We start from the raw sequence: 24,352 nt of genomic DNA on the forward strand, positions 1-24,352 counted from the left end.
TCAATTTTTGTATAGTGAATTCGGAAAAAGGAAATAAAAAACCGACCTTCTCCAAACGCGTTAGGAGTTCGGTCGGTTTAAAATTGTATTTTTTAAGAAACGATTTTACTCGGGATTTTTGGCGGGTCTTAGAGATTTCAAAAATCGATAAATCGCTTTCAATTCCAGATCGCTCATTCTTGCATACGGACCCCAAGGCATATGGCTGTGCTCCACAAGTTTTCCGAGCCTAAATCGTTTTAGGAATTCTTCCTCGGTCCAAAGCGAGATTTTTCCTTCCGAGTGGGGCGTTAAGTTGGGAGGAATTAAGGTTTCCTTTCCCGGTTCCATCATCGGCGCTCCTCCCGCATACGGTTCTCCGATGAATTCTCCAATCATGTTCCGTTTGGTATGACAGCCGTTGCAGTTGGCTACGCTTCCCGCCAAGTATTCGCCGTATTCTATATTCGCTGCGGGAGTGATCGATTTCAAAACTTCTCCTTTAGGCCCTACCGGTTTTACAACGAAGGCCTTGAGAACTTTTCCGATCAGATTCAATTCGTGTTTCGGAATCGGATTCGATTTCGGAGGCAAACTCCTAAGGAAGGATAAAATCGACGTTAGATCCTCGTCGCTCGTGTTATGAAACGGCATAAAGTCGAAAAGTACCGTTCCATCCGCGCGCACTCCGTATCGAAGAGAACGTGCGATTTCCCGATCGGATAATTTACCGATGCCGGTTTCCGGATCAGGCGTAATATTCGGAGTATAAAAATTTCCAACGGGAAGCGCAAATACCCGTCCTCCGGAAAGAGAAGCTTGCAGAATCGGAACACCGGATTCCACTTCGGCGACGTTCTTATGACATTCGACACAATGGGCCGGGCCCGTCGCCAAATGTCTCCCGCGTTCGATTACGACCGGATCCGAAGAAGATGTCACGTCCGGATACGGTGCGTCGTATTTTAAATTCTGTCGCACCAGAGTAGCCGTCGCGACGCCTAATACGACGATCAGTAGAAAGGTCCCAGTCCATTTTAAGAACTTTAAGATCATAAGTTCCTCACATGTTTATTTTTAAAATGGTAATACGTTGCGGAGATTTTTTTATCTCCAACGTAATTCCGGAACTAAAACAAACAGAGGAAATGCTTTTGATTCTTTTCGTTGTTTCATAAAACTCAGATCGGATTTTTACGACTCCGATCTATAAATCGAATATCGATTTCAAATCGAATTTTCGAAATTCCGTAACGAACCTTCGATTTCGCATTATACATTCGAATTCTTTAATTTTTTAAATGCGAATACGATCGCGGAAGCGAAGAGAACGCCGAATAACAGCGCATAGCCGAGTAGAACGAAGGTTAACTTTAAAAAGGTGATGGTCCCCGTCGTAGCGACAAGTCCTTCCGGAACGATCGGCCAAACGTATAGAAGATACATCATGATCGCGTTTTCGATCGGATCAAAAACGAGAAAGCCGAACGGTAATACGTTCCATAGTTTCGGAAAATTCACATAGGCCGCGGCTCTCGAATATATGGATCCGATCATCAAACAAACCGGAATCGGAAGAATCATATCCAATACGTTTCCCCAGAAGTACAGATTCCTTCCCGTTTCACCGTAGATACCGAAAACCGTCTCAACGTCCTTTGCCGTTGAAAACGGACGAAAATCCAATTTTACCGGAATGGAAGTTCCTTCGGGAACCGGAGTCATTTGTTCCAGGAGTTGCATGGATCCCGAAACAAGTACGGAAGCTCCGATAAAAAGAAGAATTCTTTTGTTCGACGCGTGCTCACCGATCCATTCGCTAAACCGGAGAATCCAAGGGGAATAAGCTCCTCCTAACAACAGGAAGGAAAAACCGACGGAAATAGGAAACAAAGCGCCGTGCAGGAGTGGATAAAAGTAGTATCCGACTAACAACGATATTACGGTCAAAATCGTAAAAAAAGTTCCGATCCTTCCGTTTTCCGACCGGATTCGAATTCCCAAAAAACCGATTCCCAACACATAAAAACCGACGAACGCAGTTTCGATCCACGCGAAACGAAATCCTGCGAGATTTCCGTGTAGAAAAAGATCCAAAACGTTTCCGAACAAGCCGACCGCAATCGCAGCCCAAAGCGACTTTGTCAGAAATCCGCTTTCTTTCGGAAAATTCTCGAACGCACTTCCGTTTTTTTTAAGTTCCCGAACAGACAAAAGCAGACTTGCGTAAACCGGAATCCAAAGACATCCAAAGAGGAAAGAAAGAGTTTTTCCTGGAAAATATCCGGATAAAAACTCGGATGTAATCCTCGTGAATTCCTGAGCGTTCGAAAAAGGAGAAGGCGGGGTTCCATTGATCCAATACGATTCGATTAAAACCAGATAAAAAGATAAAAGCGCAGCTCCTACCGCAAAGATCACCGAAACATTCATTTTGTATTCCTTATTCCCAATTTAGATTCAATTAGATTTTATTTTCCAACAAAACTAAAAAAGGGGATTGCTTGTTTTTTCGGAGATGTAGACAATACGAGTCCCCAGATTATAAGATAGGGATGCGACCGTTCTGTAAAAAGGAATGTTAGAAGAATCGAATGAAGAAGGGAAATCCTAAAACGGAATATCGACCGGAATCATTTCTAAGAGATTTCGATTCGATTAGAACAAGTCCTCTTCTTCGGAAGTCTTTGCAGAGGAAGAAGACGCGGAAGATTTCGATTCCGACTTGGATTCCCCGCCTTTGAATCCGGTCTTTACCGTTTTTTTCGTTTCGTCCTTGGTCAAAGCTTCGATCTTTCCTTCTGCCGTATCCAGAATTCCTTGGCAGATCTTTTTGAGTTCCATTCCTCGTTCGTAAGCCTTGAGAGATTCTTCCAAACTGAAATCCTGGCGTTCCAGTTTTTCCGCGATTTGTTCTAGTTCCATCAAAGCTTCTTCGAAAGAAATTTTAGATTTTGATTCTGCCATATTAGTTTCCTTTTCTGATCACTTGCATCGTTCCGCCGGAAAGCAAAACCTGCAATTCTTCTTCCGGTTTGGTTTCTTCCGGAGATCGTATAATGCTGCCTTTTTGATTTCGAACGATGGAGTAACCGCGCTTCATCGTAGCCGCCGGAGAAAGATCCTCCACCTTGGAAGTCCAAAACTCGGCCTTTTGTTTTTTATGATACAGAATATTCCGAATCTTGGATGTAAGGTTATCGTATCGTTCGAGTCGAACTTTCGCCAAATCCATTTTGTTGGAAACGGCTTTCTGCAATCGAACTCCGATCTCGTCGATTCTTTGACTTCTCTGATTGAGAAGCTGCATCGGTTCTTTGAAGATGAATTTTCCGGACAAAAGTCGAAGCCGATCCTTGCTCGAAGAAACCTTGGCCTGCAAAGAGGTTCTTAGTCTTCCTTCCAACTGAGATAAAAACTGAAGAACGTCCTCTTCCTTCGGAACGGCGTGTTCCGCGGCAGCCGTTGGGGTGGGCGTATAAAAATCGGCCGCAAAGTCGCTTAACAATACGTCCGTCTGGTGACCGACCGCGGAGATGATCGGGACCCTCGAGTTCGCATAAGCTCGAATCACCTTTTCGTCGTTAAACGCCATAAGATCCTCGAAACTTCCTCCGCCTCGTCCCGCGATGATCACGTCCACGTTCCAAGATGGTTTGTTCAATTCTTCGATGGCGGATACGATCGAATCGGGCGCTTCTTCCCCCTGAACGACGCAAGGCGCGATCAATATGTTGATCCCCGGAAATCGGGAACGGGCGACTTTGATGATGTCCTCGATGGCCGCACCGGAAGGAGAGGTGGCGATTCCAAGAGTTTTGGGAAAGGAAGGAATTCTCCGTTTGCGTTCGGGATCAAAAAGTCCTTCCGCGGCGAGTTTTTGTTTGAGCTTTTCGATTTGAAGAAGAATATCGCCTTGTCCAAGTTCTTCGACTCGCGTTACGTTGAGGTTGTAAGAACCTCCCGCTTCGTATAGAGTCACCGTTCCGTAGACTTGGATTTCCTTTCCGTCCGAGAGAGGTTTTCCCGAATAATTCTTATTGGAATAATTGAAAAAAGTACAGCGAATCAGCGATCCTGAATCTTTTAGCGAAAAGTAAATATGTCCGGAACTGGGTTTGCTGTAGTTGGAGATTTCTCCCCGAACCCAGATGTTCTTTAAGTCCTTGGATCCGGTGATGATATTTTTGAGAATCCTCGTGACTTCCGAAACGGAAAGTGGTTTGGAATCTTCCAATCGGTTTACCGGTGCCCCTTGTTCAAAATCAATTCCCTGCGGTAGAGTTTCCAAAAATCCCAAAGAATGACGACTAACGTAACCGCGACCGGTCCGACGACGAGTCCCATGATGCCGAATTCCTTGATTCCTCCGATAAGGGAAAGAAAAATCAGAAGAGGGTGAACCTGCAGTTTTTTATCGAGCATTCTCGGTTTTACGAAATTCTCAAGAGCGAGATAAAAGAACAAACCGCTTCCCATAAAAAACACGGCCATCATCGGATTGTTTTCCAAAAAGAGAATGTACAGTCCGATCGGTAACCAAACCACCGACGTCCCGATCACTGGAATGATGGAAAAAAAGGCGGCCAAACTCGCGTATAAAAACGGACTCGAAATTCCCGCGATCAAAAGAAGGACGTAGACGGCAGTTCCTTGCAAGATCGAAATGATGAGATTTCCGCGGATTACGGTTTGTACGGCGGAAGTCACTTTTCTTCCCACCTGTTCCTCGAGTTGTCTGGAAAAGGGAAGATTGTCCAAGATGAACCGTTCCACTTTTTTTCCGTCTTGATACAAAAAGAATAAAACCAATAAAGCGAAAAAAAGATTCATCAGAATTCCGGTAGGGAGTTCGATGTTTCCTAAGATAAACGAAGAAGCGTTGCTTAGAATTCCGTAAATCGAATCCAAGTTGAGAATATCGACGTAGTTCTCCGCGAATTCTCCGTAGATTTCGGGAACTTTAACCCAGAAGAATTCGTTGTCCGTGATGAAATCCGTAAGCATCGCGAAGTTCATCAGCGTTTCGATGACCTTGTCTTCGCTTAACGAAATTCTCATTTTAAAAAGAATCGAAAGCGCCTCTTGAATCAAGGTGCGGATCACGAAATACGATGGGATGAGAACGATCATCGATACGAGCGTGATCATGATCCACGGTACGAGCCACTGAAACTTCTCCCCCAAATATCCTTTCAAGAGTTTGTATTGTCTTCTGGTCGCGAGATACAAAATGAGCGCCATCAAGGAAGAATACAAATACGGACGAAAAACGAGAAAGAAAACGCCGAGTGCGAAGATAAACAGGATCGAAAAGAAAATCAGAAACGTATATTTTCCCGGTTCGGGGTTTGCATGTACTGGCTCGATCATGACTTCACGTTCCCGATTTTTTATAGAAGAGTTTGATTCTGCTTCCGTTGTCCTGTGCTTCGATCTGAATCGTTACGACTTTTTTATTTTGGCTTTCGGCCATGATGATCGTTTTGGAATCGGTCACTTCTTCCTGAAGAACCTTCCAATAAAGCGATTTGAAAATGGAAGAATAATACACTTCCATCTGCTTTTTCTTGAATACGTGCGTGAACAAAAGAAAGGATTCTCTCGTATCGAAATAGCCGCGCTCGGATTTCAATTCCGTGGAATAGATCAGATCCGAACCTTCCGGAACGAACTCGATCGGAAGCGATCTCGGATTTCGAACGGGATTGTTTTGCAGAGTCAATTTATTATAACGATAGAGTTCGGTTTTTTCCTTGGAAGTTTCGCCGAACGCGGGAGCGACACAAAGACCGAAAACCGCAACTGCTAGAAAAACGGTTTTCCAAACGTGCCGGATCGAAGAAAAAGAAAATTTCATAGGTGGAAGGTTCACTTTTTTTTACTTGAACCCTATGCTCCGTCACTGACAATTCTTTTATTCATCCTCCATGACTTTTCAGGAAACGCTGATCCAAATTCTTAACCGTTTTTCCGAAACGGACCCGATCTTTCTCTGGCTCTTTTTCGCCTTCTCCAATTTCGCGGAAAACGTTTTTCCTCCTTGGCCGGGAGATACGATCACCGTGTTCGGAGGATTTCTCGTCGCGAGAAATCTGAATTCATTCGGTTGGCCGGCTCTGGTTACGAGCACGTTTGCCGGAAATTTATTCGGGGCTTGGATCATGTATCGTTTCGGACAAATGTTTCTGCATTGGGTTCGCAAAAAGAATTTTCCGTTTAAGGATTCTCTCTACGACGAAGAATCGATCGAAAAGACGTTCGCTTGGTTTCGGAGAAATTCGATCTTAGTCGTGTTGTTCAGCCGATTCTCCGCGGGAATCCGATTCTTTGTTTCGATCGTCGCCGGCATGGTGAAGATGAATCCGATTCTGTTTTTCGGAGTTTTCAGCATAGCCGTCTCCCTTTGGTGCGGAATTTTGATTTTTTCCGGTTTTTATCTCGGTTCGCACTGGGAAGACGTTCTGGGTTTTTTAGAAATTTATAATAGAATCATCGTTACGATCTTGGCGATCGCCGCCCTCGTTTTCTTTTGGCATAAAAAAAGACAAAGAACCGCAAAACAAAATTCTTAGATTAAGAAATCTCTTCCTTGTTGAAAGCCTTCTTCAATCCTTCCAAGATCAGATCCTTTTCGTCCTGATAATCGCCGGGTAAAGAAAGATCTCGAATCCAGTCCATAATCGCTTGAGAATCGATCACATGGCCTTCCATCCATTCCCCCGCCATCTCCGCGACGATTCGAAACACTGCAGAAGTATCTAATATTCCATTATCTTGAAGTACGACCGCAAATCCCGGCGCGCCTTCGGTAAGAACATACGAACGAATTTCTTTCTGTTTGAACGGATCGATTCCCGCGGGAAGCGCGCTCTGAACGTTCCAGTGCATTTCCTCTTCGTCCGGTCCGTGCGCGGTTTTATTGATAAGAACGAGCGAGACGGAATTTACGTCTCCGTGAATTTTACGGTTTTCCTCTCCGAGTTCGCGAATCGTTTTCGCGGCGTCTCTTGTGATCGCGTCTCTTCCCAAAAAATTGAGATGATAGAGATAATCTTCCAATTCTTTTCCCTGCATTTTTCCGCAAAGAATGTATTGATACAAAAGAAAGATCAGATAGTCGCTTTCGGTGTTGTCTCCGATCAGGATTTCCTTCGAGTTGGTGGGAAGATACAAACGATCCCGGAGAAGAATCGTAAGTTTATAACTCATCTGATCGAACAGACTCTGAAACGAAGCTCCTGCGAATTTTCGAATCCGTTCCACCGAACCCAAAATTCCGTCCGTGATGAATTTGGCCGGATGAGTCACCGAATCCCAAAATTTTTCGACGATCCCTTTGATCGTTCCTTCCAGATATTTGAGATGCAGCGATTCGGTGACGATGGAATGACTGCGAATCGTAGTTAACAAGGTTCTTCTGAAAAAATGCGGACTCGCGGAAATAAAACATAAGGGAGAATCATCGGTCGCCATTCGGATTTCGCGGTAAAGCGCGGGCATTCCGGGAAGCGGAAGTTTTTGCTGCGGTGTTTCGAATAACGTGGAAAGTTTTCCTTTGTTGGAATGAATGTCGGTCGCAAGATACGTTTGATCGATATCCGAGGTGGTCACGAAGCCGCTGAAGTTTTCCGGAAGAATTCGCAGCTTGCCTTTGCCGATCAGAGATTGGCCCGAAATTTCACTCTTTCCCTTCTGGTTGAGATAGGCGATGTCCTTGGTGAATTGTCTGTAGGAATCCAATCTTCGAAAGTGAATCTGAAACGTATACTTTCCGGGGGGCAACGGTTTTGTGAATTCGTGAAAGAAGAATCCTCCGTCGTCTCCTTTGATTTCGGGGGATTGGTGTACGAGGTTGTTCGATTCGTCCCAGATTTCCGCGACTAAGATCGGTTTGCGGACCGGTTCGAGACCGTAATCCAAAAACGGAGTGATTTCGTATTCCTGGCCTTCGAAAAGACCGTTCATCAGATCCCAACGGGAATCGTCCCGCATTTCTTCCGTGATCCCCGCGTCCACAACCTGACCCCGAACGTAATACCGATTCTCGCGTCCGAGTGTTCCCCCGCAAATCGCGATCCTTTTTTTATCCACTAACTTGGCTGCAGGCGTTTTGGATTCTGGTTGTTCGCTCAAGATTTTCGAACCTTCCTCTTTTTGATAGAATGGATGGATGGAAAATTGTACCGAATCGCTCAGAGAGTGAAAGCATAAAAAATGAAATTCTTTGTTTTCTGTAGCCCCGAACAAAAAAACACTGGTACGCAGAAGAGAGTCTCGGATTGTATGAAAAAAAATTCCGTCAAATCTGGATATTCAGGAGCGAAAACGATCTACATCCGCAAACTCAGGTTTGAGGACGCCCAACAAAAACTCGAACGGGAAATCCAAGAGGCTTTTTTGGCGGGAGAAACCTTGATCGAAATCGTTCACGGAATCGGAGAAGGAATTCTCAAGAAATTGACGGTCGATACGATCCGGTCCCATGATTTTTTAAAGGAAGTCGACTATTCGCAGTTTGGAATTTCCAATCCGGGTTCCACTTTGGTCGAAGTATTAGGTCCCGATAAGGACACTCTCAAAAGGTATCTCAAATGACAAAGACAGAAACAAAACTGGAGATTTTAGACGTAACGTTGAGAGACGGAGAGCAAACCAGAGGAGTTAGCTTTTCCACTTCCGAAAAATTGAATATTGCGAAATTCTTATTACAAAAACTCAACGTGGATCGGGTGGAAATCGCTTCCGCAAGGGTTTCCAAGGGAGAATTCGAAACCGTTCAAAAAATTATAGAATGGGCCGAGAGCGAAAAACTCACCGATCGGATCGAACTCTTGGGATTTGTGGACGGAAACAAAACCGTGGATTGGATTCGAGACAGCGGCGCAAAGGTTTTGAATCTTCTTACGAAGGGTTCCCTGCATCATCTTGAAAAACAATTAAACAAAACTCCGAAAGAATTCTTCACGGACGTGTCCTTCGTCATCGAATACGCGATCAAGAACGGACTGAGAGTCAACGTTTATCTCGAAGACTGGTCGAACGGATTTCGGAACAGTCCCGATTACGTGATGAGCCTTGTGGAACACCTCAGTAAAGAACATATCGAACGGATCTTCTTGCCGGACACGTTAGGCGTTCTTTCCCCCGACGAAACCTTTCGGGGAATCGACAGTCTGATTCAGAAATATCCCGATCTTCATTTCGAGTTTCACGGACACAACGACTACGACCTTTCCGTGGCCAACAGTTTGGAAGCGATCCGCGCAGGTGTGAAAGGATTGCACGCATCGATGAACGGACTCGGAGAAAGAGCGGGAAACACACCGCTCGAAGCGTTGATCACAGCGATCCACGACAAATCTTCCGCAAAGACAAGCGTCAACGAACTTGCGATCACGGAAGCGAGCCGACTCGTGGAAGTCTTCAGCGGAAAAAGGATCTCCGCAAACAGACCGATCGTCGGAGAGGATGTGTTTACGCAAACCGCCGGGGTTCACGCCGACGGAGATAAAAAAGGAAATCTTTATGCGAATCCGATTCTTCCCGAACGATTCGGAAGAAAACGAAGTTACGCGTTAGGCAAGCTTGCGGGAAAAGCGAGCATTTCCGAAAACGTCAAACAACTCGGAATGGTGTTAAGCGACGTAGTACTGCAAAAGGTTTTGGAACGGGTCATCGAACTCGGGGACCAAAACAAACTCGTCACACCCGAAGACCTTCCATTTATCATCGCGGACGTTTCCGGAAGAACGGGTGAAAAAGTTCTTACGATCAAATCCTGTAATATTCATTCTGGAATCGGAATCCGTCCGCACGCACAGATCGAACTGGAATACCAGGGAAAGGTGCATAAGGAAATTTCAGAGGGGGACGGGGGCTATGATGCGTTTATGAACGCGCTTACCAAAATCACGAACCGTCTCGGGATCAGTATTCCGAAACTCATGGACTACGAAGTCAGAATTCCTCCCGGAGGAAAAACGGACGCCCTCGTGGAAACCATGATCACCTGGAATAAGTCCGCCGATTTAGAGGAAGATCAAACCTTCAAAACTATGGGAGTTCATCCGGATCAAACGATTGCAGCCGTACACGCGACTGAAAAAATGCTCAATCAGATCCTTCAACCATGGCAAACTTAAAACTCTTATTGGTCGGCATCGGAAACCCCGGCCAGAAATACGCGAATCACCGGCATAACATCGGTTTTGTGATTTTGGATTCTTTTTTGGATTCTTCATCGGGAGGAATCTATCAAACGAACTCGAAGTATTCCCTCGCGAGAACGGACGAAGACGGAATCACGCTCTTTTATCTCAAACCCCTTGAATTCATGAATCTTTCCGGGAAAGCGGTGGCCGAAATCGCGAAGAAAAACGGAATTCCTCCCGAAAACATTTTGGTCATTCACGACGAAATCGATTTCGAGTTCGGAAAGTTGAAATTGAAAGGCGGAGGCGGTCACGCAGGTCACAACGGACTTCGCGACATCGTGGAGAAGTTAGGAGCGAACACGTTCTTCCGTCTGCGTTTCGGAGTCGGAAAACCCGCCAACTCATCGGAAGTTCCCGATTATGTACTCTCCAATTTTCTCCCCGAAGAAAGGGAAAAAATACCCGAGCTGGTAAAGGCTTCTTTGCAAAAAATCTCCGATTGGATCCGAGAAAGAAAAAACGGATTTCAGAAACTCTCCGATAAATAAGTAGAACCGGCCGCGAGGCTTCGTGTTCGAACGACGTCTCCGGCGCTTGGTAAAAACGAAATCAAGTTCCGGGACAGTCGTAAAGAAATTATCTTACGGAGAAATCATGGGCGACTATCCTTTCCGACTTCCGACGTTCGCATCCGCGTCCCAAAATCAGGCGGCGGAAAAATTCATCACGTATTTACGGATCGAAAAGAATTATTCGCAGAACACTCTGAACGCATACGGAATCGATTTGAAATTCTTCTTCGACTTCTGCGAAAAAGAACAACTCGATATTCTTCAAATCGAACCCGTGGACATACGATCGTATTTCGCGTATCTCGCCAAACAACACGGACTCGATCGAAGATCACAAAGCAGAAAACTTTCCTCGCTCAGAACGTTTTATAAGGTTCTTCTCCGCGAAGATTTGGTCGCTTCCAATCCGGCGATGCAGATCAGCTTTCCGAAAGTCAGAAGAGAAATTCCCAAAAATTTTAGAATCAACGAAACCGAAGAAATCTTAGAATTCGAAGCGGAACGAACCTCCGAAATTTTGGACATCCGCGACAAGGCCATGATCGAAGTCTTATATTCTTCCGGGCTCCGCGTATTCGAGTTGGTAAACGCGAAACTTTCCGCTCTTTCCAGGGATCTAACGATTCTCAAAGTCCTCGGAAAGGGTCAAAAAGAACGATTCGTATACTTCGGAAAAGAAGCGGTCGATTCTCTGCAGAAATATCTAGATTACAGAAACGGCTTTTTTCCCGATGCGGAGGAAATTTTTCTGAATCAAAAAGGAAAGAAACTGACGACTCGAGGCGTACGTTATATTTTGAATGAAAGAAGAAAAAAAATGGGTTGGGAAAAAACCATCACACCCCATAAATTCAGACATACCTTTGCGACCGATCTTCTCGACGCGGGAGCGGATATCAGAGCGGTGCAGGAATTGCTCGGACATTCTTCTCTTTCCACCACGCAGATTTATCTCAGCGTGAGTAAGGAAAAAATCAAAGAGGTTTATAGAAAGGCTCATCCACATGCCAGAAAATAAAATTCGTTCCACCACGATTCTCTGTGTACGCAAAAACGGAAAAGTAGCCATCGGCGGAGACGGTCAGGTTTCCATGGGAAACACCGTCATGAAAAACACCGCGAAAAAAATCAGACGATTGTATGACGGGAAAATTCTTTCCGGTTTTGCGGGATCGGCCGCGGACGCGTTCACCCTTTTCGAACTTTTTGAAAAGAAAGTGCAGGAGTTCGGGGGAAGTCTTTCCAGAAGCGCCGTGGAACTCGCAAGAGAATGGAGAATGGATCGAATGCTTCGCAGACTCGAAGCTTTGTTGATCGTAGCCGACAAGGAAGAATCCTTTTTGATATCCGGAACCGGAGACGTGATCTCGCCCGACGAAGGAGTGATCGCGATCGGTTCCGGCGGAAACTACGCGTTAGCCGCGGCTCGCGCGCTTTACGATCACACGGATCTGTCTCCGAGAGAAATCGTGGAATCGTCGATGAAAATCGCCGCGGACATCTGCATCTATACCAACGATCATATTACGATAGAAGAAATTCTTTAAAAGAACCATCTATGACAGACCACGCAACAGACCAGGAACTCGTATTTACGGCCGAAGAGGAATTTACACCGAGACAAATCGTCGCTAAACTCGACGAACATATCATCGGTCAGAAAAATGCGAAAAAGGCGGTCGCGATCGCTCTCCGAAACAGAACCAGACGTAAAAAACTGGATCCGGAAATGAGAGAGGAAATTTATCCGAAAAACATCATCATGATCGGACCGACCGGCGTCGGTAAAACGGAAATCGCGAGAAGACTTTCCAAACTCTGCGGAGCGCCGTTTCTCAAAGTGGAAGCGACGAAATACACGGAGGTAGGCTACGTCGGAAGAGACGTGGAATCGATGATCCGCGATCTCGCAGTCATCTCTATGAATCTCGTAAAACAGGAATTCAGAACCCGCGTGGAAGAAACGGCGAAACAAAAAGCGGAGGAAGCGCTTCTCGACATTCTCCTTCCGTTCCCCGGCGACAACAAACACGTCGGACAAGGAATGGGATTTGCCGCCTCATCACCGTTAGCCGATGAAGAGGAACGCAAAACTCATTTTCTCGAGACCAGAGAATTCATGAGAAAAAAACTGAAAACGGGCAAACTCGACGATCAGGAAGTGGAACTCGATCTTCCGAATCCGACCATGAATCAGATTCCGATGTTGCAGGTATTCGGCGCCGGAAATTTGGACGATCTAGACAATCAGCTTCAAAACGTTTTGGGAGATATGCTTCCCAAAAAAAATAAAAAACGGAAACTCAAAATCCCCGAAGCTCTCAAAGCCCTGGAGGAATTCGAAGCGGAGAAACTTCTCGATCCCGATAAGGTGCAAAGGGAAGCGCTTCGACGCGTGGAAGAAATGGGGATCATCTTTCTCGACGAGATCGATAAGATCGCCGGAAGAGAGGGAAAAAGCGGAGCCGACGTTTCGCGAGAAGGAGTTCAAAGAGACCTTCTTCCCATCGTGGAAGGCGCGACCGTGAACACGAAGATCGGCCCGGTCAAAACCGATCATATTCTTTTCATCGCTGCCGGTGCGTTTCACATGACGAAACCTTCCGATCTCATTCCCGAGTTGCAGGGAAGATTTCCGATCCGAGTCGAACTCGAAAAACTTTCCCGCGAAGACTTTGAAAAAATTCTGACCGCGCCGCGTTCTTCCCTTACGAGACAATACGAAGCGCTTTTATCGACGGATGGAATTCAATTGGAATTCACGGCGGATGGAATCCAAGAGATCGCAAGAATCGCCTACGATATGAACGAGAAACACGAGAATATCGGAGCCAGAAGACTCAATACCATTCTCGAACGACTTTTGGAAGAAGTGAGTTTTGAAGGACCGGATCTTCCCGAAGCTCAAAGAAAGGTAAAGATCGACGGGAAATACGTGGCGGACCGTTTGCAGGGAGTGATCCAGAACAAGGATCTCAGTCAGTATATCCTATAAAATTTTTATAAAATCGGAATCGTTTCCGTGAAAAAGGAAATCGGATTCAGGTTGTTTTACTGCGAACACTTCGGATCTACTTTAAAAGAATATAAATCGCACGGATTCTATTTGACCTACTTTGCAAACAGGAGGTTAAATAGGTCCATGCAATTTCCTTCATCCTTTTCAAACGTTACTTTTTCATCGGTTTGGAAAAAGATTTCCAAGCTTTGCATCCTTGTTTCCGTTCTTTTCGCGTTGAACGGCTGCGAGTGGATTCAAACGGTTCTCGTAGAAGTTATCGGCGCTCCCGATAAATATAAAAGCGAAGGCGATCCGAATCTTCTTCAACCGAATTATTCCGGTAAAGACGCGACTAAAGAAAAGATCGAGATTACTCTCACCGAAGTTTCCGCCGGATTCAAACAACCCACGGACATTCAATTCCCTCCGGGAGAATCGCAAACGTTTTTGGTCACGGAACAAAAGGGGATTCTCCGCTGGGGAAAGGTTCGAAAGAATGAAACTGAAATATTATTGACTTTGAATGTTCTTTCCGAAGCCGAACAGGGACTTCTCGGTTTGGCATTCCATCCGAACTTTGAAAAGAACGGAAAAATTTATCTCAACTATGTGTTGAAGGTAAACGGAAAGGACACGAGCCGAGTCGGAGAATGGATCGTATCGAATCCGAAAGAGATCGCGAATTCTAAAATCGCTTCCGAACGAATCATCATGGAAGTGCAACAGCCGTATCCGAATCACAACGCGGGACAACTCGCTTTCGGACCCGACGGATATCTTTATATCGGATGGGGGGACGGAGGTTGGAAGGACGATCCGAAAAAGAACGGACAAAATCCGAAAACCTTTTTAGGAAGCATGCTTCGTGTGGATGTGAATGGAACGGAAAACGGAAAAGCGTATAAGATTCCTGCGGACAATCCTTTCGTAAACGACGCTTGTTGCGCGCCTGAAACGTTCGCGTACGGTTTTCGAAATCCTTGGAGATACGGTTTCGATCCGCAAGGAAGATTGATTCTCGCCGACGTGGGACAGGATCTTTGGGAAGAAGTCGACATCATCGAAAAAGGAAAAAACTACGGATGGAATATCAAAGAAGCGACCCACTGCTTTGATCCGAAAGAAAACTGCAAAGAGGAAGGTTTGACCGATCCGATCTACGAGTATGGAAGAGAAGAGGGGCAATCGATCACGGGAGGTTACGTTTATTCCAACAAGGCGATTTCGAATTTAAACGGGAAGTATGTCTTTGCCGATTTCGTTTCCGGAAGAATATGGGCCTTGGATCTTCCGGACGTTTCCGGGCAGCCCGCAAAAAAAGTTTATACTCTCGGAAAATGGCCGGTTTTGATTTCTTCGTTTGGAAAAGACGCGGCGGGTAAAGTGTATTTAAGCGATTTTGGAAGCGGTAAGATCTACAGAATCGATCCTAAGAAGTAATCTTTGTAGAGGACAAAAAGTTCGCGTTTGATACAAGCCGATTGCATTGCGATCGAAATTATAAATCCAATCGGATCGCAGGCAGCGGGCCGTCCTTTGTTCAGCGACAGACGAATGTCGCTTAACAATATTCATTCCTTTTAACTCGAGAATTCGGAAAAACTGAAATCCGATGGAACGAAAAGACCCAAAACTAAAAAAATCATAACGAAGATTTCTAAAGTTCGAGTTCTCTTCAAAAATCCATCTTCAGACCGGAAATCGGATACTTCATATAAACGGTGGTCGTTCTCGCTCCCGATGTGATGGTCAAAAGATCCAAAGGATTCAAACCGATACTGTAAAATCCTTCGTCGATCATCGCGATCCCGAAACCCGCGCTTTCCTTTTCGTTCAAAAACTCGGGGCGAAAAAAGTCCGCCGAATTTCCCTGATCGTAGAGTTCTTTGTGTTTAACCCTGGAATCCTGAATTCTTTGAAAATCCAAATGGTGGATCGGAGAATCGTTTCGAATCCGAAAACTCAATTCTTCCGGAGTAATACGAATTTTTAAGGAGATGTTCATGTTGTATTTCTTGATCTTTTCACGAACATCGGTGAGAAAAACCTTTTCGCTTTCGGTCAAAACCTTCTTCTTGGTGCGGATCTTATCCTCCAAAGAAAGAACGCTCTGCACCTGCTTCTTCACCTTATCGGGAACGATATAACGATGCATCGCGTCCCGAAGCAGGGAGGTTTCCATAATGATTTCCAAGAGTTCTTCCGCGTCTTCCCGGCTGGATTCTCCCTGTTCTAATTTCTTAAGGAGTTCGTCTCTGAAAATGATATGCCGGATGTTCGCTTTAATCGCGTTGAGCAAGGCTTCCATAAGCCCGCTGAAAAGATGAAATCCTGCGAGGGGATTGGCGCCGATTTCGTCTAAAATTCCGTTTACGAGTTCCGATAGAATGTCACGGGTTGGTTTGGTAAGACCTTTGAGTTCGAGATGAAAGAATTTCTTCTTCTTTAAAGCCTCGATATTTTTCAGAATCTCGTCGCCTTTAAGCGCTGTTTTCTGGTTTGCCATATATCCCCGCCGAGTTTTTTAGGTATCATTGATGCGCAAAGTCTTTTACGCAAGTTTGTTTTAAATCATGAAACCAAAATCCGGCATTTTTGAATTGATCACACCGGACCTCGGAGATACCGACAAGATCGAACTCGTACATTGGAATTCGAAGTTAGGCGACTCGGTGGAACCAGGTCAGGAAATTTTAGAGTTAGTAACCGACAAGGCTTGCTTCCCTATGGAGTCTCCCGTCAAGGGAAAGCTAACGCAAATTATAAAAGAGAAAGGTTCTATCGTTCGCAAGGGTGAAGTGTTGGGAATCTTAGAACTTTTCGAATCCGAATGAAAATCCTTCACTTATCAGATCTGCATTTTCCGACTCCCATTCCTTTCTTCCAACTCAAAGGAAAGATGTTCGTAGGTTACTTGAACTATAATTTGAGAAGAAAGAAAAAATATCCGAAACAAGTTTGGGATTCGATACTTCGTTTTATCGAAACCGAAAATCCGGACGCGATCGTCGTCTCGGGTGACATCACGAACGTTTCCCACGAACTCGAATTTAAAGAAGCCGGAAAATTGTTAAGCGAACTTCCTCGCGAAAAAGTTTTTTATATTCCGGGAAATCACGACCGCTACGTAAAACAGTCCGTAGGCGAAAACGCGCTCTACGAAAAATATTATTCCGACCTTTCGGGAGAATCCATTTCGCATAACGCACATTATATTCGTATTAAAAAAATAAACGGACTTCATTTTGTAGGTTGGGATTCGAGCATTCCTCTTTCCATTCTAGGAGCCTATGGAAGGATTCAACCGGAGATCGTTTCGCAAACGAACCGGATTCTTACCGAAAAAAAAATCCAAGACTACATCCTTGTCTGCCATCATCCGATCTGGAATCCGGTCGATCGTCAGGAAACCGAACATCATAAATTGCTAAACCGCGAAGAAATCGCCTCTCTGTTAAAGGAAAAACCTCCTCTCGCGTATCTGCACGGGCACGTTCACACGAACTGGGTCAAACTCCCTGGAGAATCCCTGCCGTATTACGTGGTCAATTCTGCCTCCAGCACGAGACTTCCCGATCGCCGACACGAAAGCGGATTCCACGTTTTGGAAGTCGAAAAACGGAACGTCAAAATTCAAAGATATACTTACAATTCAGAACAGTCTAAATTTACGAAAGCCCCTCTGGTTTCGTATTCAGAAAAGGAATAGAATGGCAACAATCGAAGCAGTTAAGATCCAACGCGAACTTACGAAGATCAAACATCCCGAACTCAAAAAAGACATCGTGTCCTTAGGCATGGTCGGTTCTCTCGACATTCAAGAAGGAGAAACGAGTATTCTTCTCAAAACTCCGAGCCAAGACAGAAGAATTCAAATCGGACTCGAAGCTCAGATTCGTCAGACTCTCACCAAACTCGAAGGAGTGGGAAAGGTAAAGATCAAGTTCGAAGTCGATCCGAAACTCGTACTCGACGATTCCAACAAAATCCCCGGTGTGAAAAACGTCATCGCGATCGGCTCCGGAAAAGGAGGCGTCGGAAAATCCACCGTCACCGTGAACCTCGCCGCCATGGCGGCTTCACTCGGATACAAAGTGGGAATTCTGGACGCGGACATCTACGGTCCTTCCGTCGGTAAAATGTTCGGAGTCAACGGAAGAGTGGCTCTCAAAGCGGAAGAAGATAAAATTTATCCTTTGGAAAAAGACGGACTCAAACTCATTTCCTTCTCCTTCTTGATCGATGAAAAACAACCCGTCGTTTGGAGAGGACCTATGCTCGGAAAGGCCGTCGAACAGTTCTTATACGATATCGTTTGGGACGATCTCGATTATCTTTTTATCGATCTTCCGCCCGGAACCGGTGACGTTCAACTTTCACTCGCGCAGTTGATCGATCTGAACGGAGCCGTGATCGTAACGACTCCTCAGTCGGTCGCATTATTGGATGCGAACCGCGCGTCTGCCATGTTCGCTCAAGTTAAGGTTCCGATTCTCGGAATTGTTGAGAACATGAGCGAATTCATTTGCCCCAAGTGCGGACACGCTTCTGCCATATTTAGCAAAGGTGGAGGGCAGAAGTTAGCCGAATCATCCGATGCCAGCTTCCTTGGTGGCATTCCTTTAACAATGGACATCATGAACGCGGGAGAAGACGGTAAACCTGTCGTGCTCAAAGATAAAAATGGTCCCGTATATCAGGCTTACAAAAGTATATTCGATAGTCTAAATGAAGAAATAAAAAAGTGGGAATAATAGACGCTTTGGAGTCTGTTGTACATAGAGAGATGGGAGGTGAACCTTGAAGTTTGAAAAGGGATCCGAAAAAAACCCTACGGGCAATTTGATCGTTTATTGCAACGTATTTGGTGAAAACCCTCTCAGCCCCGGAGGAAAGATCATCGCGTCTAACGTAGTGGTCAGCTTTCTAAAAATAGGAGAGAACTTTCCCGTCGTAACATTTCCTCCCGTGTCGTTGGAAAGTTACGAGGAATTGAAGAAGGTTATCTCCGAAAACATCGAAAAGTACGACGTGATTAAAATCCGCGACTTCGAGATGCCCGCGTCCAAAGAAGCCTCGAACGATTACATTCAGGAAAGAATGGATCAGTTCAACAGCGTAGTCATCAAGTACGTTGAGATCTGCAAGAACAGAGAGGTAGGCGGAGGCCAAGTCAGTTTTCCGGAAGAAGAAAGCGGAGTCAGAGAATATCTCGACGCACTCGCCAATCTTTCCTTAAAAATCAGAAGATCCACTGGAATCGCGAGAGAAGCGTCCTTGATCAAGATGGATCAGCTCGTGGAAAATTTTTCCACGAAACATCCCGAGTTCGATTTGGATAATTTCAAAAAGGCTCTCTTCTTGCCGGGACAAACGGGAGAAGAACTGATCGGATTGTATCTTCAGAAGTTCAACGCGATTTCCAAGGAAAACTACGAAGACGCGTCCACTCTCAAAAAGAAGATTCACGACATCGAGTATTTCGCTTAACAAAAAGCGCTTTCCGTTCTTTAATCTTCCGAACTTCGAGGGTTCCATCTTGGGTATAGATCCAGTTCCATACCCAACAAACGGAAAACCCGTTCCGCGATAAAGTCCCCCAAGTCCTCCAGCGATTTCGGCATCTGATAAAACCCGGGAGAAGCGGGTAAAATCGTTCCGCCCGCGTCGTGGAGTTCCAGCATATTCTTAAGATGAATTCGATTGTAAGGAGCTTCTCTCGGCACAAGCACGAGTGTTCTTCTTTCTTTCAGAGTTACGTCCGCCGCTCTTTCGATGAGATTCTCCGTCAAACCTGCGTTAATCGAAGCGATCGTCTTCATGGAGCAGGGAAGAATCGCCATCGCCTTCCAAGGATTGGAACCGGAAGCGATATCCGCTCCGATATCCGAAAAATTGCGGATCTCGAATTTCTGGGAAGAAGTTTGAAGTTTGTATTTGGAAGCGATAAAGTCCAAAATTTCTTCCGGAGAAGAAACCTTACATTCCATCTCTTCCCGAAACACGCGAAGCGAAGCCGGGCTGCAGATAAAAAAAGTGGTGCCTTCGATCGTAAACAATGCCTTGATAAACCGTTCCGCATAAATCGAACCGCTGGCTCCGGCCATTCCCAATACGAGTTTCATCTTTGTTTCCAATCCATTCAAAAAATAGAATCCATCATTTACCCGAAACGATCAACCGAGAATCACCAAATAAAAAAAACGATCTAACAAAAGTCCCCCGAATAGAATCAGGGAAATATAGGAATGAATCTGATAAAACTTCGGAGGAAAAAAATTCTCCCCCGCGGCTCTTGCGATCTTATGTTCTTGAAAGAGAAGATACGCGGTAATCGCGAGAAAAACCAAAAACACGGGCCCCAATCCGGAAACGATTCCGGCGGCGAATAAAAAAACGACACAAATCACGTGACTCGCAATCGCGATCCAAAGAGAATTCGTTTTTCCGAACTTAGCGGGAACCGAATACAAACCTTCTTTTTGATCGAACTCCCGATCCTGAAGCGCATACAAAATATCAAAGCCCGCCAGATTGAACGCAAGACCGATCGTCCAAAGAAGCGGTTCCAAAACGATTTCTTCCCGAATCGCAACCCAAGTCGCGAGGGGCGCCAAACCGATCGAAAAACCCAAAATAAAATGACAAAGCCAAGTGAACCGCTTCGCGAGAGAATATCCCAAAAGAATCATCAAAGTCGGAAAAGAAAGTCCGAACGCCATCGGATTGATAAACCAACTCACGATAAAAAAACCGAGAGAGGAAAGAACGACAAAGAGAATCGCGGAACGTTTGGAAATTTTTCCGGCGGGAATTTCTCGGTCCTGCGTGCGTTTGTTTTTTGCGTCTATGTCCGTGTCAACGATCCGATTAAAACCCATCGCGGCGGATCGAGCCAAGACCATCGAAATCAAAATGAGAACGGAAAGAATCACCCATTCCAAAACGGATTTTCCGTACGTTTTTAAAAACGCCAACAGGAACGCGATTCCTGCAAAGGGGAGAGCGAACAGTGTATGCGAAAATTTGATGAGACTTCCGTATTGCTTCAGGGATGATAAGGTTGTATTCATGTGCGACGAGACTTTCAAATTCCAAAATTCTTTTCCTACATAAAATCCTGTGGAAAGTTTAAAAAGCGATGATTTTTTCTCCGCGTCTCCAAGGATACGCTTATGACCGTAGCTTTGACCCAGCCTTCCTCATCCACGGAAGCCATTCGTACTTTTTTACAAAAAATCATCCAAGATTCGAAACAACATTCCCGTTGGCTCAACACGATTTCCTTTTTGGAACACATGGGTTCCCGAAAAATTCTCGCGACCCAAAGCGGGATCGGAATGGGCGAAATGATCCTCAGACACGCGTCGGAAGAGGCAAGACACGCGCACTTTTTCAAACGAATGAGCGAGCGAGTTTCTCCGGGTTCCTGTCCCGACTATCAAACGGAGAATCTTCATTGCGGTTTCCCCGCATTTTTATACTTCCAAAGGCTGGACGGAATGGTTTTGAAAAACCTAAACGCGGCCGGAATCCGAGGAAAAAAACAGTCGTTTCTTTCCTATCTTTACGTTACTCATCTCATCGAAGAACGGGCCGATTTTCTCTATCAGGAATACGATCGGATCTTGGAAGAAAACGGAATTCAAGTCAGTTTAAAAGCCATTCTCAAAGAGGAAGAATCCCACCTCGCCGAAATGAAATCCGCCTTAACCGCAGAGGATCCGGAATACAAAACGCGTTATGCGATCTTTCAGGAAAAAGAAGAAAAGAATTATCGGAAGTTCGAAAAATCCCTTTTAAAATCCGTAGGACTCGCCTAAGATCGAAATGTTCCGGACGAATCTCAAAAAAGCCTTTCTCCTTGTTTCCATTTTCTGCATATTCTATGATCGGAATGTATTTTCGGAAACGGGAGGATTGCAGGATCGTCCGGTCAGCGTCGTACTCGTATGCGAACCTTCCGCAAAAGCGGACAAACCGCGATATTACAAATCAACTTCCTTATTCTTCAAACGGCTGAAAAACAAACGTCTTCAGGAAAACGGAACGGCGTTTTTCGTAGGCTACGGATCGTTCGCTTCCGAAACTCCTGCGGAACAACTCAATCTCGCGGGTCAAAACGGATACGACTTATACATTTTTCCGCAAACCGCTCTGGAGAATCTCCCGGCTTCTCCATCCGGGAACGCAGTTCCCTGGATCTCCTTTGTCGTGGAAAAAAAAGAAACCGTAATACAACCGACGTCCCAAAAGAAGTCCGTTAAAAAAGGGAATTCTCCGAAAGGAAAAAAACAAAAAACGAAATCCAAACCGAAACTCAATCCGAAAAAACCTTCGGATAAAACTTCCGAGTTTCCATACGAAATGGAAACGCAAGAAGGGGTCGGACAAACTTCCGGAACGGACGCCGACAAGATCGAACTCAAACAAACAACTTCGGAAAAGAAGACCGTAAAATCCAAGAAGTCGAAAACGCGAAACACATCCAAAACGAAGTCCGGAAAAAAACGCGAATCGACTGAGCCAACAAAACCGGATTCTTCAAAGGAAACTTCTTCGCAGAATACTCAGCGAGCACCAACATCGAGTAAAACGATCGTCACTTCGATCGGAAACGCTTCTTTCGAATTGAGTTTCGAATCTTTGAAATTCTGGTTTTCAACGACCGTGAATCCGACCGAACTTTCTTGGAGCCCGGAAAGAATTCTATTCTTAGCCGGAGAGAAAACAGCGGATGAATGGAATCAAATTCTTTCCGGAAAACCGGACGATACGACCGCGATCCGATTTTTAAACTCCGCTCAGGATCTCCGATTCAACGAGGGAATCTATTATACGGGTTGCGCTTCTCCGCAAATTCCGAACGGCATCTCCGTTTTGAATTTCTTCTTTCGAGGGAATCGTTTGATCCGGCTGAAGCAGGAAAGTTTTTCTCTCAACAGCGACGGTTCCGGTAAATCCTGGGAACTCGAATAACGATTTTACTTTTCGCGTAGACCTTGCCCGGAAAACCTGGACTCCATGAGTCTGAATTGCGGCATCGTAGGCCTTCCCAACGTAGGTAAATCCACTATTTTCAACGCGCTTACCAAAGCGGGCGCGCAGATGGAAAATTATCCCTTCTGTACCATCGAACCGAACAAAGGAATCGTGGAAGTTCCGGATTCAAGACTGGATCGTCTCGCAGAAATCGCGAAACCGCAAAAGGTCGTTCCCGCAATCATAGAATTTGTGGATATCGCAGGTCTTGTCAAAGGCGCGAGTCAGGGAGAAGGCCTCGGAAATAAATTTCTTTCCCATATCCGGGAAGTGGATGCGATCTGTCACGTTGTGCGCGCTTTCGAAGACGAAAACGTGACGCACGTTCACGGAAAAGTAAATCCTGTGGACGACGCCGCGGTCGTAAACATGGAACTTATCTTTGCGGACTTGGACAGCGCGGACAAACAATATCAAAGAGTCGCAAAAAATGCGAAGAACGGAAACAAAGAAGCGCAGGAAGTTGCGGTCGTTCTCGAAAAAATCCTGGATCTTTTAAAAGCGGGAAAACCCGCAAGACTTGCCGATCTCAAAGACGACGAAAAGAAAATCGCAAAATCTTTTCAGCTCATCACCTATAAACCGGTCATGTATGTCGCAAACATCGCGGACAAGGACGCGGCAAAAAAAGATACGCCGCTCTTGCAGCAGATTCGCCAGATGGCAAAAGAAGAAAACGCAGAACTTGTAATCCTTTGCGGGCGATTCGAGGAAGAAATTTCCGGCTTGGACCGTAACGAACAACTCGACTTTTTAGCGGAAATCGGAGAATCGGAAAGCGGTCTCGATCGCATGATCAAAACCGCATATAAGCTCTTGGGACTCATCACATTCTTCACCGCTGGAGAAGTGGAAGTTCGCGCCTGGACGACTCCTGTGGGCAGCACGGGACCGAAGGCCGCCGCAGTCATCCATTCCGATTTTGAGAAGGGTTTTATCCGCGCCGAAGTGATGAGCTACGAGGACTTAGACCGGGCCGGATCGCAAGCCAAAGTAAAAGAAGAGGGCAAGCTGAGAATCGAAGGAAAAGAATATATCGTTCAAGACGGAGACGTGATTTACTTCAGAATCAACGCGTAAAAACCACGAGTCCTTTCGATTTGGATCGAATACTTTTTTTACTGAGATGTTGCTCGTTTTGCTCGAATCAAGAAGCAGACGTCAAATTCCAACTTCAAGTCAAGCGGCAAGCCGACAATATAGAACGCCTAAAACGGATTCAATTTTCGAATCCGTTTTTTTATGTATCGATGTCACGTAGAATCCTTTCAAAAATCCGAATATTCAATTCTCAACATACACCCGAACAAAACTGTCAATAACTTGTATATAACTTCGCTCGCGATTCGGAATCCATCGAATGGAAACGCCCCATCGAGCAAGAAATTATTTCCAAACATCCACTCACAAAAGATGCGTTCAACTTTTTCAAAACGAACTCTAACTTCTTCCCAAGACAAAAATAGGGAGGCGGATTCGAATTCATTGGCTTTTCTCTGTTGTAAAGCTGCGAATTTTGCATTGAAATCCTCTTAAAAAAAGGAATAAAATCGGAACAATTTTTGTAAAAAGGGTTTGACCGGGTGGGTGACGTAATTAGT

At 45.3% G+C, this 24,352-nt stretch carries 25 protein-coding genes; 15 read left to right on the top strand and 10 right to left on the bottom strand.

The window, feature by feature from the left end; translation table 11 throughout:
- Positions 1-105: 105 nt before the first annotated feature.
- The 6 genes from DLM76_RS16210 to DLM76_RS16235 all read right to left on the bottom strand — a co-directional run bounded on the left by DLM76_RS16210 (position 106) and on the right by DLM76_RS16235 (position 5,839).
- Positions 106-1,035 carry a cytochrome C gene (locus DLM76_RS16210; protein WP_118956524.1) on the bottom strand — a complete coding sequence of 310 codons (930 nt, stop codon included), beginning with the start codon at positions 1,033-1,035 and terminating at the stop codon, positions 106-108.
- Between the two features lie 216 nt (positions 1,036-1,251).
- Positions 1,252-2,412 (bottom strand): hypothetical protein, encoded by a 1,161-nt coding sequence (locus DLM76_RS16215; RefSeq protein ID WP_118965827.1) that lies wholly within the window; start codon positions 2,410-2,412, stop codon positions 1,252-1,254.
- A gap of 225 nt (positions 2,413-2,637) precedes the next feature.
- The gene (locus DLM76_RS16220; protein WP_118956522.1) at positions 2,638-2,946 is read right to left on the bottom strand and encodes an exodeoxyribonuclease VII small subunit; all 309 of its coding nucleotides are present in this window, start codon (positions 2,944-2,946) and stop codon (positions 2,638-2,640) included.
- 1 nt (position 2,947) lies between these two features.
- Positions 2,948-4,216, bottom strand: coding sequence for an exodeoxyribonuclease VII large subunit (xseA, locus tag DLM76_RS16225; RefSeq protein WP_118956521.1), 1,269 nt, complete (start codon positions 4,214-4,216; stop codon positions 2,948-2,950).
- Between the two features lie 5 nt (positions 4,217-4,221).
- Positions 4,222-5,352, bottom strand: coding sequence for an AI-2E family transporter (locus tag DLM76_RS16230; protein WP_118956520.1), 1,131 nt, complete (start codon positions 5,350-5,352; stop codon positions 4,222-4,224).
- A 4-nt stretch (positions 5,353-5,356) separates the two neighbouring features.
- Positions 5,357-5,839: a hypothetical protein gene (locus DLM76_RS16235; RefSeq protein ID WP_318838308.1), complete on the bottom strand. Its 483-nt coding sequence runs from the start codon at positions 5,837-5,839 to the stop codon at positions 5,357-5,359.
- A 70-nt stretch (positions 5,840-5,909) separates the two neighbouring features.
- Between DLM76_RS16235 and DLM76_RS16240 the strand changes: the two genes are divergently transcribed.
- Positions 5,910-6,554 carry a DedA family protein gene (locus DLM76_RS16240; protein ID WP_118956859.1) on the top strand — a complete coding sequence of 215 codons (645 nt, stop codon included), beginning with the start codon at positions 5,910-5,912 and terminating at the stop codon, positions 6,552-6,554.
- Between the two features lies 1 nt (position 6,555).
- Here DLM76_RS16240 and DLM76_RS16245 read toward each other — a convergent pair whose 3' ends face one another.
- Positions 6,556-8,115 (bottom strand): phosphatase domain-containing protein, encoded by a 1,560-nt coding sequence (locus DLM76_RS16245; RefSeq protein WP_118956860.1) that lies wholly within the window; start codon positions 8,113-8,115, stop codon positions 6,556-6,558.
- A 150-nt stretch (positions 8,116-8,265) separates the two neighbouring features.
- On the opposite strand from DLM76_RS16245, the gene DLM76_RS16250 reads away from it, so the two are divergent.
- The 7 genes from DLM76_RS16250 to DLM76_RS16280 all read left to right on the top strand — a co-directional run bounded on the left by DLM76_RS16250 (position 8,266) and on the right by DLM76_RS16280 (position 15,149).
- Positions 8,266-8,577 carry a Smr/MutS family protein gene (locus tag DLM76_RS16250; protein ID WP_118956519.1) on the top strand — a complete coding sequence of 104 codons (312 nt, stop codon included), beginning with the start codon at positions 8,266-8,268 and terminating at the stop codon, positions 8,575-8,577.
- Complete coding sequence (gene cimA, locus DLM76_RS16255) at positions 8,574-10,124, top strand: (R)-citramalate synthase CimA (protein ID WP_118965828.1); 1,551 nt, start codon at positions 8,574-8,576, stop codon at positions 10,122-10,124. The genes DLM76_RS16250 and cimA overlap by 4 nt, the downstream gene beginning before the upstream one ends.
- Positions 10,112-10,684, top strand: a complete 573-nt coding sequence (gene pth / locus DLM76_RS16260; protein ID WP_118956517.1) for an aminoacyl-tRNA hydrolase — start codon at positions 10,112-10,114, stop codon at positions 10,682-10,684. Before cimA ends, pth begins: the two co-directional genes overlap by 13 nt.
- Positions 10,685-10,790: 106 nt before the next feature.
- A complete protein-coding gene (gene xerC / locus DLM76_RS16265) occupies positions 10,791-11,726 on the top strand; it encodes a tyrosine recombinase XerC (RefSeq protein ID WP_118956858.1) in 936 nt (311 codons plus the stop codon).
- Complete coding sequence (hslV, locus tag DLM76_RS16270) at positions 11,713-12,255, top strand: ATP-dependent protease subunit HslV (protein WP_118965829.1); 543 nt, start codon at positions 11,713-11,715, stop codon at positions 12,253-12,255. The genes xerC and hslV overlap by 14 nt, the downstream gene beginning before the upstream one ends.
- Positions 12,256-12,266: 11 nt before the next feature.
- Positions 12,267-13,703: an ATP-dependent protease ATPase subunit HslU gene (hslU, locus tag DLM76_RS16275; RefSeq protein WP_118956515.1), complete on the top strand. Its 1,437-nt coding sequence runs from the start codon at positions 12,267-12,269 to the stop codon at positions 13,701-13,703.
- 147 nt (positions 13,704-13,850) lie between these two features.
- The gene (locus DLM76_RS16280; RefSeq protein WP_118965857.1) at positions 13,851-15,149 is read left to right on the top strand and encodes a PQQ-dependent sugar dehydrogenase; all 1,299 of its coding nucleotides are present in this window, start codon (positions 13,851-13,853) and stop codon (positions 15,147-15,149) included.
- Between the two features lie 235 nt (positions 15,150-15,384).
- Here DLM76_RS16280 and DLM76_RS16285 read toward each other — a convergent pair whose 3' ends face one another.
- The gene (locus DLM76_RS16285; protein WP_118956514.1) at positions 15,385-16,215 is read right to left on the bottom strand and encodes a hypothetical protein; all 831 of its coding nucleotides are present in this window, start codon (positions 16,213-16,215) and stop codon (positions 15,385-15,387) included.
- Positions 16,216-16,282: 67 nt separating this feature from the next.
- On the opposite strand from DLM76_RS16285, the gene DLM76_RS16290 reads away from it, so the two are divergent.
- Genes DLM76_RS16290 through DLM76_RS16305 form a run of 4 tightly spaced genes read left to right on the top strand, consistent with a single transcriptional unit; the run spans position 16,283 to position 19,199 of the window.
- A complete protein-coding gene (locus DLM76_RS16290) occupies positions 16,283-16,543 on the top strand; it encodes a lipoyl domain-containing protein (RefSeq protein ID WP_118956513.1) in 261 nt (86 codons plus the stop codon).
- Complete coding sequence (locus tag DLM76_RS16295; protein ID WP_118965830.1) at positions 16,540-17,418, top strand: metallophosphoesterase family protein; 879 nt, start codon at positions 16,540-16,542, stop codon at positions 17,416-17,418. Before DLM76_RS16290 ends, DLM76_RS16295 begins: the two co-directional genes overlap by 4 nt.
- Before the next feature lies 1 nt (position 17,419).
- Positions 17,420-18,463: an Mrp/NBP35 family ATP-binding protein gene (locus DLM76_RS16300; protein ID WP_118965831.1), complete on the top strand. Its 1,044-nt coding sequence runs from the start codon at positions 17,420-17,422 to the stop codon at positions 18,461-18,463.
- A gap of 46 nt (positions 18,464-18,509) precedes the next feature.
- Positions 18,510-19,199 carry a hypothetical protein gene (locus tag DLM76_RS16305; RefSeq protein WP_118956510.1) on the top strand — a complete coding sequence of 230 codons (690 nt, stop codon included), beginning with the start codon at positions 18,510-18,512 and terminating at the stop codon, positions 19,197-19,199.
- Positions 19,200-19,219: 20 nt separating this feature from the next.
- Here DLM76_RS16305 and DLM76_RS16310 read toward each other — a convergent pair whose 3' ends face one another.
- Positions 19,220-19,834, bottom strand: coding sequence for a UbiX family flavin prenyltransferase (locus tag DLM76_RS16310; RefSeq protein ID WP_118965832.1), 615 nt, complete (start codon positions 19,832-19,834; stop codon positions 19,220-19,222).
- 51 nt (positions 19,835-19,885) lie between these two features.
- A complete protein-coding gene (locus DLM76_RS16315; RefSeq protein WP_118965833.1) occupies positions 19,886-20,782 on the bottom strand; it encodes a 4-hydroxybenzoate octaprenyltransferase in 897 nt (298 codons plus the stop codon).
- A 102-nt stretch (positions 20,783-20,884) separates the two neighbouring features.
- On the opposite strand from DLM76_RS16315, the gene DLM76_RS16320 reads away from it, so the two are divergent.
- Genes DLM76_RS16320 through ychF form a run of 3 tightly spaced genes read left to right on the top strand, consistent with a single transcriptional unit; the run spans position 20,885 to position 23,831 of the window.
- Positions 20,885-21,532 (top strand): hypothetical protein, encoded by a 648-nt coding sequence (locus DLM76_RS16320; RefSeq protein WP_118965834.1) that lies wholly within the window; start codon positions 20,885-20,887, stop codon positions 21,530-21,532.
- Between the two features lie 7 nt (positions 21,533-21,539).
- Complete coding sequence (locus tag DLM76_RS16325) at positions 21,540-22,688, top strand: LIC11612 family fibronectin-binding protein (protein WP_118965835.1); 1,149 nt, start codon at positions 21,540-21,542, stop codon at positions 22,686-22,688.
- A gap of 45 nt (positions 22,689-22,733) precedes the next feature.
- Positions 22,734-23,831, top strand: a complete 1,098-nt coding sequence (ychF, locus tag DLM76_RS16330) for a redox-regulated ATPase YchF (protein WP_118965836.1) — start codon at positions 22,734-22,736, stop codon at positions 23,829-23,831.
- Positions 23,832-24,352: the final 521 nt, after the last annotated feature.

The sequence above is a fragment of the Leptospira yasudae genome, from assembly GCF_003545925.1.
In the GTDB taxonomy this organism is placed as follows: Bacteria; Spirochaetota; Leptospiria; order Leptospirales; family Leptospiraceae; genus Leptospira; species Leptospira yasudae.